A 13976-nucleotide genomic window follows, 5' to 3' on the forward strand; every position below is an offset into this window, starting at 1 on the left:
TTATGATACGTAAAAGAATGAATAAAGGTGATTTGGTGATTGAATCTTTTGCTGATAAGCGGTGTAAAGATCTTTTAGAAGGCAATCCGCCCAGAGGCTTTCCCACCACTCTAGTGCGTATAGCCCAAAGAAAATTGTTTATGCTCGATAAAGCAGTTGATCTTAAAGATTTGCGTAGTCCTCCGGGAAATCGTCTAGAAGCATTGAAAGGAGAGCGTAAAGGTCAATATTCTATCCGTATTAATGACCAGTTTCGTATTTGTTTTGAATGGCGCTCTAATGGCGCTTATGAAGTTGAAATCGTAGATTATCATTGATCTGTAGGAGGTCGAGATGAAAAATTATATAGCGATTCATCCCGGAGAAATTTTACGAGAGGAATATTTAAAAGAATATGCCCTCTCTGCTTATGCTCTTGCAAAAGCATTAAATGTTCCACGCACGAGAATAGAACGTATTGTTGCTGAAAATAGTCCAGTGACTCCCGATACTGCTCTCAGATTAGCCTATTTTTTTGATACTACTGCTGAATTTTGGCTTAACATGCAAGCTGCTTATGACGTTAGTATATTACAAACTGAAAAAGCAGACGAATTTGCCAAAATCAATAAATTTGAATGTAGGGTTTAACCACTCCCCATTTTAAGAACAGGGAGGGGAGTTTTGTTTTTAAGTTAAGCAACCTTTTTAATGGGGCTCTCGAAATTTGGTTCATAAGCGCGTAACAAAGAATCCATGCTATGCGGTAACTCTGAATCTCCAAAATCTGTAAGAATTGCTAAAATCTTCGTAATATTTGGAACCTCATTTTGAAGTTTTAAAATCAAAGCTTTTTCCACCATGCCCATAATCTCAATTATGGCAGTGCAATCCTCATCTCCAATGCTTTGATGATTAGAAAACTGAAACAATGCCATCCACAAATCGCATAGGAAGTTGGTATCTATCTTCATTGCACACCTCCATGAATTTGCTCTCTCAAACATGCCAATCCTCTGGATGTAATTTTTGTTGAAGGCAGCACCTTTTCTGTACCATCCGGTCTTTGAATGGTGATAGCAGGACAATCCATAAATCCTTTCTTGATCTTGTCCTGATAAGGTAACAAGGGAGCTCCTGGAGCCCGTCGATAGACCCAATCATGTTTACGCAAGTAATCCGTTAAATCCTTTGGTCGTACCTCCAACATCTTTGCTGCTTCGATAAGACCAAACAACCCATCAGAGCGTTTTAAACCATCTAAAGCTTCTGCTTTTGGAGCCAATTCGGCAATAACATGATCTTTCTGCTCAATTTGACTTTGTAGGTGATTCAAAACACCAAGTAATGCCTCAGGTTTCGAATAGTCAACTTGTGGTGTTGTTACTTGTCTTTCCAATTCTTGCCAGCGGTCAATAATCTTTGCTCGTAAAGCAGTGCTGTAACCCGAAACAAGAATTAAACACTCACGTTTGGGAAGATTGTAGCAAGGAAGGGTACGACCTGTGGAATCTTTATATAATCCTGAAAAATCACTCAGCTCAATTTTGAGCTCAGTGAGTATTTGCCGAATATCCCGCATAACATTCCGATGTTCTTTACCACATAATTCAGCAATCTCACGACTAGACATAGTCTGAGTGCTAACACTATTAGCAGTGTTTTCTCTAATTTCTATAAGTGTGTTCATGATGAACTCCTGTGTAGTTAGAAGTTTCTTATTGACATTCCAGAGGAATGCCGGGTGCTAAGAAACACGGTACACAGTCCGTCGCTATGCTTTTCCCAAAAGGGTATTTTATGGCACAGCCACACCCGACAAAACCATTATATGCGTGTAACATATAACGAGTCAAAGTTTTTAATTGGCGGAGAAGAGATTGTTTCGGCAATCTATCCGCTGTGTATTTAAAGTGTTTCTTAGGCACATGATTCGATTATTCATATCCTTATGATGATGTCAAGCATTAATATCACTTTTTTCTAAAAATGATAAGCTATCTTTACTTTATTTGTCGACTCACTTTAAATCTTTTGATTCAGTTTTTTATTTATAGCGGAGGGGGAAAATAATGCTCGATATACTTGATACAATTGCGATGATTGTATGGTTGTTATCATTGCCAGTCATTATTGTTGGACTTATTTTAATATGTATAAAAAAATGGCGGAAAAACGGACTGAAAACTCTTGGTATTGGAGCTTTATTATTTATCGGCTCTGCGATAGTAGGTGCTTCTGTACACAAAGACAAACCAAATCAAATTACACACAATAATGAAATTGTTACCTCCTCCTCGACTTCGTCAATAGATGTTGCTACTCAAGATGACAGCGTGACTCAGGCACCAGCTGAGGATACTGATAAGCAAATTACCCCCACTCAAGTTAACAAACCAGACAAAGATGATGGATTAGGCTTTTGGGGATGGGGGTTGTTAATAATCCTCACTTTTTCTGCAGGTTCCGCTTTATATAATTATTGTCTATACAGACGCAAAAAACATTTTGAACAACAAGTTGCGATGTTACAACCAGATATCCCTCCCTTTAATTTTTCCGAAGCATGTGAAATGTTTCAAGAACTTGATGCAAGTGAATATGATTATCGTCTAGCACCTAATGAAAAACTGTTGGGAGTTCAAGAATATGCTAATTTTGTTGGTAAACGTAGAGTAAATAAAATAGAACAAATGGTAGTTGTAGCACGTGGGCGTCTTTTGGTAACCGATCAAGCTATTGTGTTTGAAAGCTCTGAAAAGAATGAACGAACTACTTGGACACGAATTGCATCAGTAGACATCACATATGAGGGATGTCGGGTTCATCGCCGCTCTGGTATACCATGGAACTACAAATTCACCGCTACTCCCCAATTTGCTGCAGTGGTTAGGGCTCTTGGGCAGCCTTATTGATTTTGAAATACACAATACAAAGGTTCCTCATTGTTTTATCTCCCGCAAGATAAGCTTATACATACCGGATTCAGAGGCTTGGACATCTGTGACCACGAAGTGCTCTTGAGAAGAGGGGGCTTTGTTGTTTTCAGGAGAGAGGACCACAATACTATCTTGAGGTTTTGGTGGTATTCCCCCGATATCATTGATACAAAGATCAAGTTCCTTTCTTGCAATTGTGGTAGAGATTCTGCCACCGGCGTCCGATTCCGAATGTTTAATGCCGTAAATCGCTGTGATACGAAAAGATTGCTGGTTGTCCTTTCGCGTGTAGATGATGGGCTGCCCAAAAGTGTTGCGCACATCTTTAACCATTTGGTTTAGCAGCCCGTTCCACCGCATGTTATTTCGCTCCAATCACTGCTTTAAACAGCATTTCAGGGCGTGTACAAATGTAAAGCGGATAGCTGTATACCTCCGGTTTTACCCATGCATTACGGTCGTGGTCGACGATAAGCATCGTGTAGAGCGGCCTTCCAACCGTGTTGGCAAAATCCAAGCTTTCACCAGGAGCAAAGGTTTTTTGGAAGACACCAGGCGCATCAACAGGAAAGAATTGGCATTCATCAGGCTTAATGCCTATAGCGCGCTTTGTTCCAGCCTTCGCACTCACATTATAGTTGTGAATACTCCGGTAATTAATGAAAGTCACACCCGCAAAGTCAAAACTACCAAAGCTCCCAGAGCCAATCGAACTTGGTGTTGCAACACCTCCGGCGCTATTGAGTGTCTGTGCTAAGGCTGTGTTTAAATAGGTCTCACGAATTGTTTTATGGTTTTTCAACTTGGAAAAGAATTCATTACCACAAAGCCCAATAATCCGCGAACGATCAGAAAATGCTCCTTTTGAAGCTTCAATCATCCTCATAATGACTTGATCAACATGGTCCGCAACATTGGTTGTCTCATTATTTAATTTAAAATCAATCGGCTTTGGTGGTGCGATTTCCCATTCTTTGTACCAATCGACAATAACAGAGCCATCGGCATCAAGAACCACCCCTTGAACAGCGCCAAGCTGCATATTTTCCCATGTCAATTCTATTTCAGAAATCAGTTTCTTTTGTTTCTTGGCAATATATTTCATTGCTGTCTCTAACTGATCTTCTGCGCCAAATTCACGACGGTTCTGGATTTCTTCTGATTTTACGGTATCACTTTTAGCAATCCGTGTTGTCTTGAAAAACCGAAGATTACGCCCATCTCTATCCCCTTCTGCCAAGGGGGCGCCACGTTCACTGGTTTGAATAAGCGAAAATGTATTATCACGCCGTTCAATACCAACCACTGTGGTACTGGTTTCAACTTCCTCAAAAAGATTAAGAGAGCTTACAAGACCAGGTTGAAACTCATAGTTTTCAATGGCTTTCATCATTGTGATGCTTGAGAAAGCATCATGTTTAAAAAAATTCATATCCATGTGTGCATTCTCCTATCGCAATAGAATGTTGTTATGGTCTTCTAAAGACTGAATGGCTGCTTTCTTTTGCTCATCCGTGATGGCATCTGGCCATAGAAGTTCAGAAGCTTTTACAGTGCATAAGCGTGCTGTAATCACGGCACGTTGATCTGCTTCTGTTGCGTCAATAGTGGCAAAAGAAATCCCTGCCGGTGTTTGACTGCCATCTGATGCTGCTGGATTAAGGGGGGTATATTTTTGTGATGCTGTAATTTTCCCCATGACAGTTCCAGCTTCAATGAATGCTCCTGATGCAAACAGCACTTCTTCATTTGACATATCGGGGTCGTAGGGTCCAAGATAAGCGCCATTGCGTACGTCGTCATAAATAATATTCGTCATTTCACTGCCCTCCAAGCTGCTTCCCATTTTGCGTGAATCTTTGCCTTGCTCGTCCCATCACTATGAGGGGCATAAGGCGAGACTTTTAAAGACGCGCTTTGAGAGCTAGCAGCCGTCAACACACACTGGCGTGCTTTCTCGATACTCATACCTTTTTGAATAGCTTTTGCTGCGTCAAAAGAAACGCCTAAGTGCTTTGCTTGCCTTTCAAGGGTTGTTAGTGCTTTTGCGCGCTTTCTTTCTTTTTCAAGAGCAGATTTTATGTTTTCCTGCTTGTCTTCGTTGTCTTCATCCTCATCTTCGTTTTCTTCTTCATCGTCGAAGTCTTCGGCGTTTTTGTCGATGTCGCTATCGCCTTCGTCCTCTTCCTCGTCATTGATGATGTCGACGATCTTTTCGTCATCATCTTCTTCAGCGCGGTATTGTGTGCGTGCCATGTGTTTTGTCCTTCTTTTTCTGTTGATGTTGGGTTTTGTGATATGGAATCCGTTAAGGCTTCCAAAGCTTGCGCAAGAGTGCCCTGCGCATCTGCTAATCCAAGCGTGATCGCTTGGGTGCCTATAAAAGTTTCTGCTTTTGTGTCACGAATTGCAGCAGCATTTAAGCGTCTGTTTTGCGCCACCAAATCGACAAACATCTCGTAGAGCAGGGCGCAATCGGCTTGCATTTTTATCTGTGCTGTATCGCTCAAGGGTTCGTGAGGGTTGCCATGGGTTTTGTGATCACCTTCAAAGACAAAGGTCCATTTATGCCCGTGTTTTTCATCCGCACGGGATTGGTCAAGATGGGCGCAAACAACCCCAATCGAGCCCACAACCCCTGTGCGAGCTACCCATATTTGAGAAGCCGCACAAGCAATGGCATAAGCTGCAGAACAAGCAAACTCATTGGCATGTGCCCAAATGGGCTTGTCGTATTGTTTTGAGAGTGTTTGAAACTCTTCAACCAAATCAAACACACCGCCGGCTTCTCCACCGCCGCTGTCAATATCAAATAAAACAGCGCGAACATCATGTTGTGCAATGGCTTCACGAAAAGAAGCGCTTAAACCTTCATAAGAGGTTAGCCCCGATAAAGCCCCAAGCCATGCACCACGGCGCACAAGCGTGCCATGAACCGGTATTATGGCAACATTGTTTTGTACTACATAAGTTTCAGGGGGTCTTAAAGCTTCTGTATTCTCTTGCGAATAAGCTTCAATGGGAAACTTTTCTCCCTCAAAAAGACGCGGTGCAAGAGCATTCAAAATGACATCAAGTTTTGTCGAGGCAAGCATATGTGGAACCCCAAAAAGCCGTGATGCCAAGAACGGCATATCAAGATTATTCACCATTTTTATGTGCCTCACTGCCTTGGTTACTTTCATAAGTCTCAGAAGGTTCTGAATCTGCTGTATCAATCGCTTGATTTTCACCAGAAGGCGCTGCCATATCCGTGTCAAAAGATAAGCCGCGCGCACGAGCGTCTGTGTGCTCTTCTTGCATTTCGGCATGAATGCTGTCGATATCAAAGCCGCGCTCGGCAAGTGCCATGCGTCGTGTTTTCAAGCCTGCACGAATTTCTTCTTTTTCTGCCGTGATATCCTTGTTTGGATCAATCATTTCAAGCGGGGGTGCAAAGCTTTCACATTGAAGCCATGGCAAGGGATTTTCTTCCCACCCTGGCAAATTGACGCATCCAGCAAGCACTGCCATTTCAACAAAACGCTCCCAAACAATGCGGTTAAACTGAAAGGCAATAATATGTTCACGCCATTGTTTGACGTGCCGTCTAAACTGAATGATGGAGGTGCGTACATTTGAAAAATTCCCCCGCGTAACGTCTCCAGTCACAACGGCATAAGGCATATTAAGTGCTGCACAAATTTTCAAGATATTGCGAAATTGAAAAGCCTCATAAGAGCCACCAACCTCAACAGGATTTGAGAATGTAACTTCTTTATTCTCTCCTAAATAAAGAGATGCACCGGGCGCAATGACAGGTGCTTTGTATTCTTCTTCAACGTTGTTTTTATCACGATTATCGGATAATTTTTCGACGTTTGGTGAATTGTCCTTGACAAACGCCGCGAAAAGAGCCGCCGTCCTTTTTCTATCGAGTTCTGCGTCGTCATAGGATTCGAGTTGAAAGATCTTTGTCATAGCGCGCGTTATTTTTGGAGAACCGCGCAATTGTCCGGCAATACGGCGCTCTTTGATATGAATGACCATTTCAGCAGGGACACGCACGCGCTCTTGGCTCTCAAATGCCATATTTGCAGGGACATCATCATAGGGGTGATGTTCCCAGAAATGATAAGCAACGCGCTTGCCACTGGCATTAAATTCAATCCCCATACGAATGTAATTGCCTTCAATATCAGCCGGTCCATTGTAAGTAAGGTCTAACATTTCGGTGGGATAAACTTGTAATTGAAGCGGCACACCAGAGCGCCCGTAGAGGTCAACATAATGTAGTCTTACAAAACATTCACCAGTTAGAAAGACTTCTCGTGCAATGGTTGCTTGAAGTCCATAAAAATTGGCATCTTCATCATAGTCCGCCTCATCAACCCATTGCCACCATAAGTCTAAAAGCTTTTTCTTTTCTTCTTGAAAACCTTCAATACGAGGATAAGGTTTAATCCCATCACTAACAGCCGCAGAGACCCATTCTTCCGTTGCAGACCCATAAAGAGATTCATTATCATAAAGCCATCTTGAACGAGCAACAATGGTATCACCACATTCTTCAATCGCTTTATTGATATGTTTTTTTGCGGGGTCAAAACCACCCATACGGCGGCTTTTACTTGCAGCTTCAAAAGGCGGATTGTGTTGACGAGAAATTGTAAAAAAGCCTGTGAGTTTATTGAAAAAACCAGCCATTAATAGCCTCGTGATATATTAAAATAGAAAACGCGTGAACGCTTGCGCCCTTCAAGGTTGGCTATTTGTATGTTCAGCATCTCAAGCGCTCTGCGAAGTTCCTCAACAGAACGATTGCTGACTTGCTTATCGCCGTGACGCACTGATTGCGCACCCGAATAAAGAGCCTCTTCAATTTGTTCACGCCGCCTTTTTAAACTTTCCAGTCTGTCAATTTTGCTGTTAATTGGTTCTAAAGTTTCACCCACAAATTACCTCCAATCCCCTCGCATATAAGGATTCATCACTGTTCTGGATTGTTTCCTTTGAGGTTTTGCTATCTGAGATCTTCTTGGAGAAGTGAATGAAGAAATCCCAGATGTTGGTTGCTCTACAGAACCTTCAATTTTAAGTTTTTCCAAACGCTCTTCTAAGATATCAACTTCTCGATTAAGGTTTATTCCCGCCGAAATCAGACCTTGTAAAGCCGCATAAGCATAGACCCTACAATCCAAGGCTTCGTTTCTTGCCTTTTCACTTTTTTGCCATTCAATACGCTTGAAGCCTTTGAAATATTTGATGACTTTTCTTTCAGCGGTCAGTTGGTCAAAATATTCCTGGTCAAGGCTTTTGTGAAAGTGTGTTGCACCAGCCCCTGATGCTTCAGGTCCCGATTTTTTAAACCGTGCCGTGATAATATCTTTTGCCGCGTCAACACCAACAATATAGAGATTAATCTGTCCTTTATTGTTTTTGCTTGGTCGGCGTGGCCATACCGCACGCCATCCCGCTTGCCCCTTAATGCCCCAGATACGCCGCCCTTCACGCGGGCGTACATAATTATAAACTGCCTGTGTGTGTCCACCACCGGTATCAATGCAAGCCGCTGTTATCCTAATCCCCTCTTTATAGCCTGGATGCGGCCAACGTTTTGCAAGATATTCATCCAATTGGTCCCACACTTCAAAAGAAGAGGGATCACCAAGGATCACTTGATAATCAATATGCCAACTTTCTTCACTACGCCCCCATCCCACCACTTCAAGTTCCAAGCGGTCATTTTGCACATCAATACCAGCTGTCAACACGACGGATTGTTCTGGTGCAAGGGGATAATCTTCGCGTTTTGCATAGAGGCTATCAGGATCAACAACTTCGCCTGTTCTGTCCTCCCATGGCTCTCCAAGCACTGTATTAATAAAAACTTGCAAAAGAGCAGGGTCTTCTTTGGCTCTTAAAAATTCGCGCGCACAATCGCCCCAAGTCAGCCATGGCGAATAAAGCGCTGAAATATGGTAAGAACGCAGACGAGGCTTACTTGACTCCTGTGTTGCGATCCAACAAGCACCGTTTTCTTCTGCCATTAAGGTGGACTTACGATGTTCGGCATGTTCATGACCACAATGCGCACAAACAAAAACAGCTTTTTCGGGGGCGCCTTTTGGCCACTTAATTTGTGACCAAACAATGGGTTGTAGAACACCACATGCATCACAAGGGACATTGTAATATCTCTGATCACCTAGCACAAAATCCTTGGCTACACGGCTTGTGTCACGGTGTGTCGGCGTGGACAATTTAAAAATTTTACGTTGAATAAAAGCAGAGGTTCGTTTTTCCGCAATTGTTACAGGATCGCCTTCATTATCGACATTCAATGGGTAAGCATCGACTTCATCCAAAACCAAATAGCGAATAGGAGAAGAACGCAATCCAGCAGCACTATTTGCTCCTGTAATCATCAATGTCCCCCCATAAAATTCCTTTGAAAACATTGTATTTCCACTGTCTCTTGCACGAGCAGGAGCAATGCGTTCACTTAAAGCAGGGCTAGCTGAAATCATCGGATCAAGACGAGACTTTGACAGTTTCTTAGCGGTCTCAACTGTCGGCATTACATAAAGGGCAGGTCCTGGACTATGATGAATGGCATAACCACAAAAGTTCAACGCTGCTTCCGACATTCCAATCTGAGCCCCCTTCATCACAACCGTTGTTTCAGTCGGATCATAAACAGAAAGATTATCCATGATCTCTCGTAAATAGGGGGTACGTATAGTCCTCCATAATCCAGGCTCAGCACTCGTAACTGTGCTCAAATAACGATTTTTATCAGCCCACTGGGAAACAGTATAAGGCGGGTCAGGACGGCATCCTTCATTCGCATAGCAAAAAAAGAGCCCAGCACCAGAGGACGAGGGCGAAGCATCACTTATCATGTTCTGGATTCTCTTCTAAAATGTTGGGATCGTGAAAAGAAACAGGGACGACATTTTCCACTAAAGCTTTGCGCATATGATGATCGATAGCTCCAATAAGGCTCGCAGCATCACATCCCACTTGCGCCGCAATTTCAGTACCAAAGCGATAGGCAAAATTGAGCATTGTATCTCGATGCGCTCTTCCAAAGTTCCATGCTTCTTTTCTCACTTCTTCACGATCAACAGTGGTTTCGCGTAACTTTTCCAGAGCAATCTTTTCTTTTGCTAGCGCAACTTGCATTCGCTCCAGTTTTATCTTGTATTCATTGGCTCCATCTGTGGAGGCTTGTTTGATCTTTGTCAGCGGTTGACCATCCGGTGCTAAAAATGGAGCAGGGCGCTTTGTTGGATTCTCATTCCAGATAGCTGTTGCAAGCGCTTCATTGACAGAACCATCTTCAAAAAGAGCCGCATCAAATTTACCTGTCTTTATCCGAGAAACCACTGCATTATGTGAAACACCCATCTTCTTCGCAAACGCACGAACCGATAGACCCTTACGATTCTTCTTATTCATAGTTGCTCCTTGCCTTCTTCTCTGCCATAAGAAGTAAGAGTTTACTGTGTTACGAATGATTGACAATCGGGTATAATCGGGTATATATTCCGGTATGAAAACAGATACACTCCAAATTACACAAGAATTGTTGGCTCTCATTACTGAGATTGATGAGTTCAAAGGGGCATGGCGCGCTCTTGGTACTCTTGCACCTGAGCGATTGAACGCCCTTCGCCATATTGCTACTGTTGAAAGTATTGGATCTTCTACACGCATTGAAGGGAGTAAGTTAACAGACCGCGAAATCGAACAGCTTTTGGTAAACTTAGAAATTAAACGTTTCAAGAGTCGTGATGAACAAGAAGTTATCGGTTATGCCAAGGTTATGGAAACAATTTTTCAATCTTGGAGTGATATTTCTATTACTGAAAATCATATTAAACAACTTCATCGTGATCTTTTGTGTAATAGTGAGAAAGATCAACGACATCGAGGTGAATATAAGACTTTACGCAATGATGTAGCAGCATTTAATTCTCAAGGGAAAATGGTTGGCATTGTTTTTGAAACAGCTACACCATTTGATACACCATACCGAATGCAAGAGCTTATTACTTGGTTCAATAAAACCAATGAATTAAAGGATCTTCATCCTTTACTTACGATTGGTATTTTTAATGTAACATTTTTAGCTATTCATCCTTTTCAAGATGGAAATGGACGTTTAAGCCGTATCTTAACCACCCTTCTTTTGTTACAAAAAGGTTATGTTTATGTACCATATTCATCACTTGAAAGCATTATTGAGAATAATAAAGAAAGCTATTACTTAGCTTTAAATCAAACTCAAAAAACAATTTATACTAAAACACCCAATTGGGAGCCTTGGATACTCTTTTTTTTACGTGCTCTACAAAAACAAAAACGCCAATTAGAAATAAAAATAGAGAGTGAAAAAAATGCTCTTTTTTCCTTATCTGAATTGGCTCTTAATATTCTTGATTATGTGCGTAATCACGGACGTGTTACAACCCGCGATATGGTGCGTGAGGTTGGTGCAAGCCCTAATACACTTAAAGTAACTTTTACATCATTAGTTGAAAAAGGTCTTTTGATACGTCATGGTGGTGGACGATCAACTTGGTATAGTGCATCTTAATTTTATTGCCTTCTTAACCACCTTCCCGCCTAAAAGACGAGGAGATAAAATTATGTTGTAGGTCTAAGCTACTTTTGCAATCGGGTTCTCTAAAGTAGGAACATAGGCTCGCAACAAAGAATCCATGCTATGCGGTAGTTCTGAATCTCCAAAATCTGTTAGAACTGTCAAGATTTTAAGTATATTTGGTACTTCATCTTGAAGTTTTAAAATCAAAACCTTTTCTACCAGACTCATGATGTCAACCAAAGCAGTACATTCTTTGTCGTTAATATTTTCATTATTAGAAAATTGAAACAACGCTATCCACAAATCGCATAAGAAGTCGACACTGGTGTTCATTGTACACCTCCATGGATTTGTTCTCTCAAACATGCCAATCCTCTGGATGTAATTTTTGTTGAAGGGAGCACTTTTTCTGTACCATCAGGTCTTTGAATGGTAATAGCAGGACAATCCATAAATCCTTTCTTGATCTTGTCCTGATAAGGTAACAGTGGCGCCCCTGGAGCACGCCGATACACCCAATCATGTTTACGTAAGTAATCAGTTAAATCCTTTGGTCGTACTTCCAACATCTTTGCTGCTTCAATAAGACCGAATAAACCATCAGAGCGTTTTAAACCTTCCAAAGCCTCTGCTTTTGGAGCTAATTTAGCAATGATATTGTCTTTCCGCTCGTTTTCATCTTTTAAATGCGTTAAGACACCAAGCATTACTGCTGGACTGGAGTAGTCAATCGATTGAACATAGGATTGCTTTATCTCGCCCCTACGCCATGCAACAAATAATTTAATAAGCATATAACGGACTTGAGAAGATTTTTCTGTATTCGATAATGTCGCAATCAATAACGCCTGCTCTTCGTTAAGCCAATATTCTGTTACGTTATTGCCCTTTATTACGTGCGCCACAGTGGCGCACCTCCCAAACCGTTCTATTTCTTGCATATTTCTTGTAATTAATTTTCTAACGTCACGTGTACGAACAAACCCTAATTTTTCTGCTAAATCCACATCGCGAACACGAGGCTCGTTTTCGACTTCTCGTAATTTGATTAATTTGTCTTTATTGATAGGTAAGTATGTGCTATTATTCATTGTAATTGACCTCTTTCAGGTTAGTTAGATGTAAAGCGTTAGAGAGAGTTTTTGCGGACTTATGCTCTAGCGCTTTTTCTTTTTTGAGAATGTTAATTATTTCAGATGAAAGAGAGCGATCATTCTCAGTCGCCCGATTAAACAACCACTCCTTTAATGTATGTGGCATATTTATTTTATATTGGATCGTTTTCATTTTACTCCATATGCACATATTCAGTACCATAAAGGTACCTTGTGTCAAGTGTATTTTAGGTATATTTTAGGTGCATGACAAAAAAAGATCGTGTGCAATTTAAATTTCTCATTCCAATTGAACTGAAAAATCAATTGGAAGAGCTTGCTGAGGCAAATCATCGTAGCCTTACGGGTGAAATTCTTGCTCGTTTAGAAGATTCTGTCCGCACTACCGTTACATTAAATCACCTACTGGCAATGAATTCAGAAGATCTCAAAAAGCTCCTTGAACAACTACTCGTGAATAAAAAACAATAAGATGCCACACATAGCCCCCTCAGAACGCTTTAAGCCTTCAAGCGCTTCTGCTTTTGGTGCTAATTCTGCAATAACATGATCTTTCTGCTCTATTTGACTTTGTAAGTGATTCAAAACACCAAGTAATGCCTCCGGTTTAGAGTAGTCAACTTGTGGTGTGGCTACCTGTTTTTCTAATTCTTGCCAGCGGTCAATGATTTTGGCTCGTAAAGCAGTGCTGTAACCAGAAACAAGAATTAAACATTCACGTTTGGGTAAATTATAACAAGGGCGTGTTTTTCCTTGTTCATCAATATAACTGCTTAAAAACTTAGCCGGTTCAAATTTGAGCTCGCTAAATATTTGTTTAATGTCTCGCATAACATTTTTATGCTTCTTACTACATACCCCCGCAATTTCACGACTCGACATAGTCTGAGTGGTAGCACTATTAGCAACACTTTCTGTAATTTTTATAAGAGTGTTCATTATGAACTCCTAGATGTTAGAGGTTTTCATTGATACCTTTAAAAGGTATCGGGTGCTGAAAACACGGCATCTAGTCCGTCGTTACGCTTTCCCCATAAGGGTATTGTATAGCGTAACTACACCCGATGAGGTCATTATACACTTGTCGCATATAATGAGTCAAAGCCTTTGCAATGCACAGAAGATCGATTATTTCGGCAATCAATCCGCTAGATGTTTTAAGGTGTTTTCAGGCACCTGATTCGAAAATATATATAAACGCAACAATGTCAAGAATAAAAATAATTTTTATCTAAAAATAATCGCGTACTGTACAGTACACACACTGAAATCATTATTTATCAATGAGTTAAGTGTACAATGTACAGTCAATTTGAAAATTCTGTCGCTAGCGATAGTTCGCGCTCGCCT

General features: G+C 41.3%; 19 protein-coding genes and 1 pseudogene. 5 read left to right on the forward strand and 15 right to left on the reverse strand.

The window, feature by feature from the left end; translation table 11 throughout:
- Positions 1-2 precede the first annotated feature (2 nt).
- Positions 3-317, forward strand: a complete 315-nt coding sequence (locus ACFINY_RS07865) for a type II toxin-antitoxin system RelE/ParE family toxin (protein ID WP_254771026.1) — start codon at positions 3-5, stop codon at positions 315-317.
- 16 nt (positions 318-333) lie between these two features.
- Positions 334-630: a HigA family addiction module antitoxin gene (locus ACFINY_RS07870; protein WP_004861504.1), complete on the forward strand. Its 297-nt coding sequence runs from the start codon at positions 334-336 to the stop codon at positions 628-630.
- Positions 631-674: 44 nt separating this feature from the next.
- On the opposite strand, the gene ACFINY_RS07875 is transcribed toward ACFINY_RS07870, so the two are convergent.
- Positions 675-953, reverse strand: coding sequence for a hypothetical protein (locus ACFINY_RS07875; protein ID WP_375612356.1), 279 nt, complete (start codon positions 951-953; stop codon positions 675-677).
- Positions 950-1669 carry a Rha family transcriptional regulator gene (locus tag ACFINY_RS07880; protein ID WP_375682099.1) on the reverse strand — a complete coding sequence of 240 codons (720 nt, stop codon included), beginning with the start codon at positions 1667-1669 and terminating at the stop codon, positions 950-952. The genes ACFINY_RS07875 and ACFINY_RS07880 overlap by 4 nt, the downstream gene beginning before the upstream one ends.
- Positions 1670-2051: 382 nt before the next feature.
- On the opposite strand from ACFINY_RS07880, the gene ACFINY_RS07885 reads away from it, so the two are divergent.
- Positions 2052-2894 (forward strand): hypothetical protein, encoded by an 843-nt coding sequence (locus ACFINY_RS07885; RefSeq protein ID WP_375612358.1) that lies wholly within the window; start codon positions 2052-2054, stop codon positions 2892-2894.
- A 27-nt stretch (positions 2895-2921) separates the two neighbouring features.
- Here the strand turns inward: ACFINY_RS07885 and ACFINY_RS07890 are convergent, their stop codons facing one another.
- The 9 genes from ACFINY_RS07890 to ACFINY_RS07930 all read right to left on the reverse strand — a co-directional run bounded on the left by ACFINY_RS07890 (position 2922) and on the right by ACFINY_RS07930 (position 10361).
- On the reverse strand, positions 2922-3278 hold the full coding sequence (locus tag ACFINY_RS07890) for a hypothetical protein (RefSeq protein WP_375700970.1): 357 nt from the start codon (positions 3276-3278) through the stop codon (positions 2922-2924).
- A gap of 1 nt (position 3279) precedes the next feature.
- Entirely contained in the window at positions 3280-4356 is a 1077-nt protein-coding gene (locus ACFINY_RS07895) for a major capsid protein (RefSeq protein ID WP_375700971.1), read from the reverse strand.
- Between the two features lie 12 nt (positions 4357-4368).
- Positions 4369-4737, reverse strand: a complete 369-nt coding sequence (locus ACFINY_RS07900) for a head decoration protein (RefSeq protein ID WP_375612361.1) — start codon at positions 4735-4737, stop codon at positions 4369-4371.
- Positions 4734-4886: a hypothetical protein gene (locus ACFINY_RS07905; RefSeq protein WP_375700972.1), complete on the reverse strand. Its 153-nt coding sequence runs from the start codon at positions 4884-4886 to the stop codon at positions 4734-4736. The genes ACFINY_RS07900 and ACFINY_RS07905 overlap by 4 nt, the downstream gene beginning before the upstream one ends.
- 110 nt (positions 4887-4996) lie before the next feature.
- Positions 4997-6070: a S49 family peptidase gene (locus ACFINY_RS07910; RefSeq protein WP_375700973.1), complete on the reverse strand. Its 1074-nt coding sequence runs from the start codon at positions 6068-6070 to the stop codon at positions 4997-4999.
- On the reverse strand, positions 6060-7604 hold the full coding sequence (locus ACFINY_RS07915; RefSeq protein ID WP_375700974.1) for a phage portal protein: 1545 nt from the start codon (positions 7602-7604) through the stop codon (positions 6060-6062). The genes ACFINY_RS07910 and ACFINY_RS07915 overlap by 11 nt, the downstream gene beginning before the upstream one ends.
- Positions 7604-7852, reverse strand: coding sequence for a phage head-tail joining protein (locus ACFINY_RS07920; RefSeq protein ID WP_375612364.1), 249 nt, complete (start codon positions 7850-7852; stop codon positions 7604-7606). The genes ACFINY_RS07915 and ACFINY_RS07920 overlap by 1 nt, the downstream gene beginning before the upstream one ends.
- A 3-nt stretch (positions 7853-7855) precedes the next feature.
- A complete protein-coding gene (locus tag ACFINY_RS07925; RefSeq protein ID WP_375700975.1) occupies positions 7856-9802 on the reverse strand; it encodes a phage terminase large subunit family protein in 1947 nt (648 codons plus the stop codon).
- Positions 9792-10361 carry a hypothetical protein gene (locus ACFINY_RS07930; RefSeq protein WP_375682093.1) on the reverse strand — a complete coding sequence of 190 codons (570 nt, stop codon included), beginning with the start codon at positions 10359-10361 and terminating at the stop codon, positions 9792-9794. Before ACFINY_RS07930 ends, ACFINY_RS07925 begins: the two co-directional genes overlap by 11 nt.
- Before the next feature lie 94 nt (positions 10362-10455).
- Here ACFINY_RS07930 and ACFINY_RS07935 point away from each other — a divergent pair, with 94 nt between their 5' ends.
- The gene (locus ACFINY_RS07935) at positions 10456-11502 is read left to right on the forward strand and encodes a Fic family protein (protein ID WP_375612367.1); all 1047 of its coding nucleotides are present in this window, start codon (positions 10456-10458) and stop codon (positions 11500-11502) included.
- Between the two features lie 63 nt (positions 11503-11565).
- Here ACFINY_RS07935 and ACFINY_RS07940 read toward each other — a convergent pair whose 3' ends face one another.
- Genes ACFINY_RS07940 through ACFINY_RS07950 form a run of 3 tightly spaced genes read right to left on the reverse strand, consistent with a single transcriptional unit; the run spans position 11566 to position 12798 of the window.
- On the reverse strand, positions 11566-11844 hold the full coding sequence (locus ACFINY_RS07940) for a hypothetical protein (protein ID WP_375612368.1): 279 nt from the start codon (positions 11842-11844) through the stop codon (positions 11566-11568).
- Positions 11841-12602 (reverse strand): phage antirepressor KilAC domain-containing protein, encoded by a 762-nt coding sequence (locus tag ACFINY_RS07945; protein ID WP_375651420.1) that lies wholly within the window; start codon positions 12600-12602, stop codon positions 11841-11843. The genes ACFINY_RS07940 and ACFINY_RS07945 overlap by 4 nt, the downstream gene beginning before the upstream one ends.
- The gene (locus ACFINY_RS07950) at positions 12595-12798 is read right to left on the reverse strand and encodes an Arc family DNA-binding protein (RefSeq protein ID WP_004859798.1); all 204 of its coding nucleotides are present in this window, start codon (positions 12796-12798) and stop codon (positions 12595-12597) included. Before ACFINY_RS07950 ends, ACFINY_RS07945 begins: the two co-directional genes overlap by 8 nt.
- A gap of 74 nt (positions 12799-12872) precedes the next feature.
- Between ACFINY_RS07950 and ACFINY_RS07955 the strand changes: the two genes are divergently transcribed.
- Positions 12873-13097: an Arc family DNA-binding protein gene (locus tag ACFINY_RS07955; RefSeq protein ID WP_375612370.1), complete on the forward strand. Its 225-nt coding sequence runs from the start codon at positions 12873-12875 to the stop codon at positions 13095-13097.
- Positions 13098-13112: 15 nt separating this feature from the next.
- Here ACFINY_RS07955 and ACFINY_RS07960 read toward each other — a convergent pair.
- Positions 13113-13565 (reverse strand): annotated as a pseudogene (locus tag ACFINY_RS07960) (Rha family transcriptional regulator); the annotation flags it as partial.
- Between the last annotated feature and the right edge of the window lie 411 nt (positions 13566-13976).

The organism is Bartonella sp. AA23NXGY (assembly GCF_042197165.1).
In the GTDB taxonomy this organism is placed as follows: Bacteria; Pseudomonadota; Alphaproteobacteria; order Rhizobiales; family Rhizobiaceae; genus Bartonella.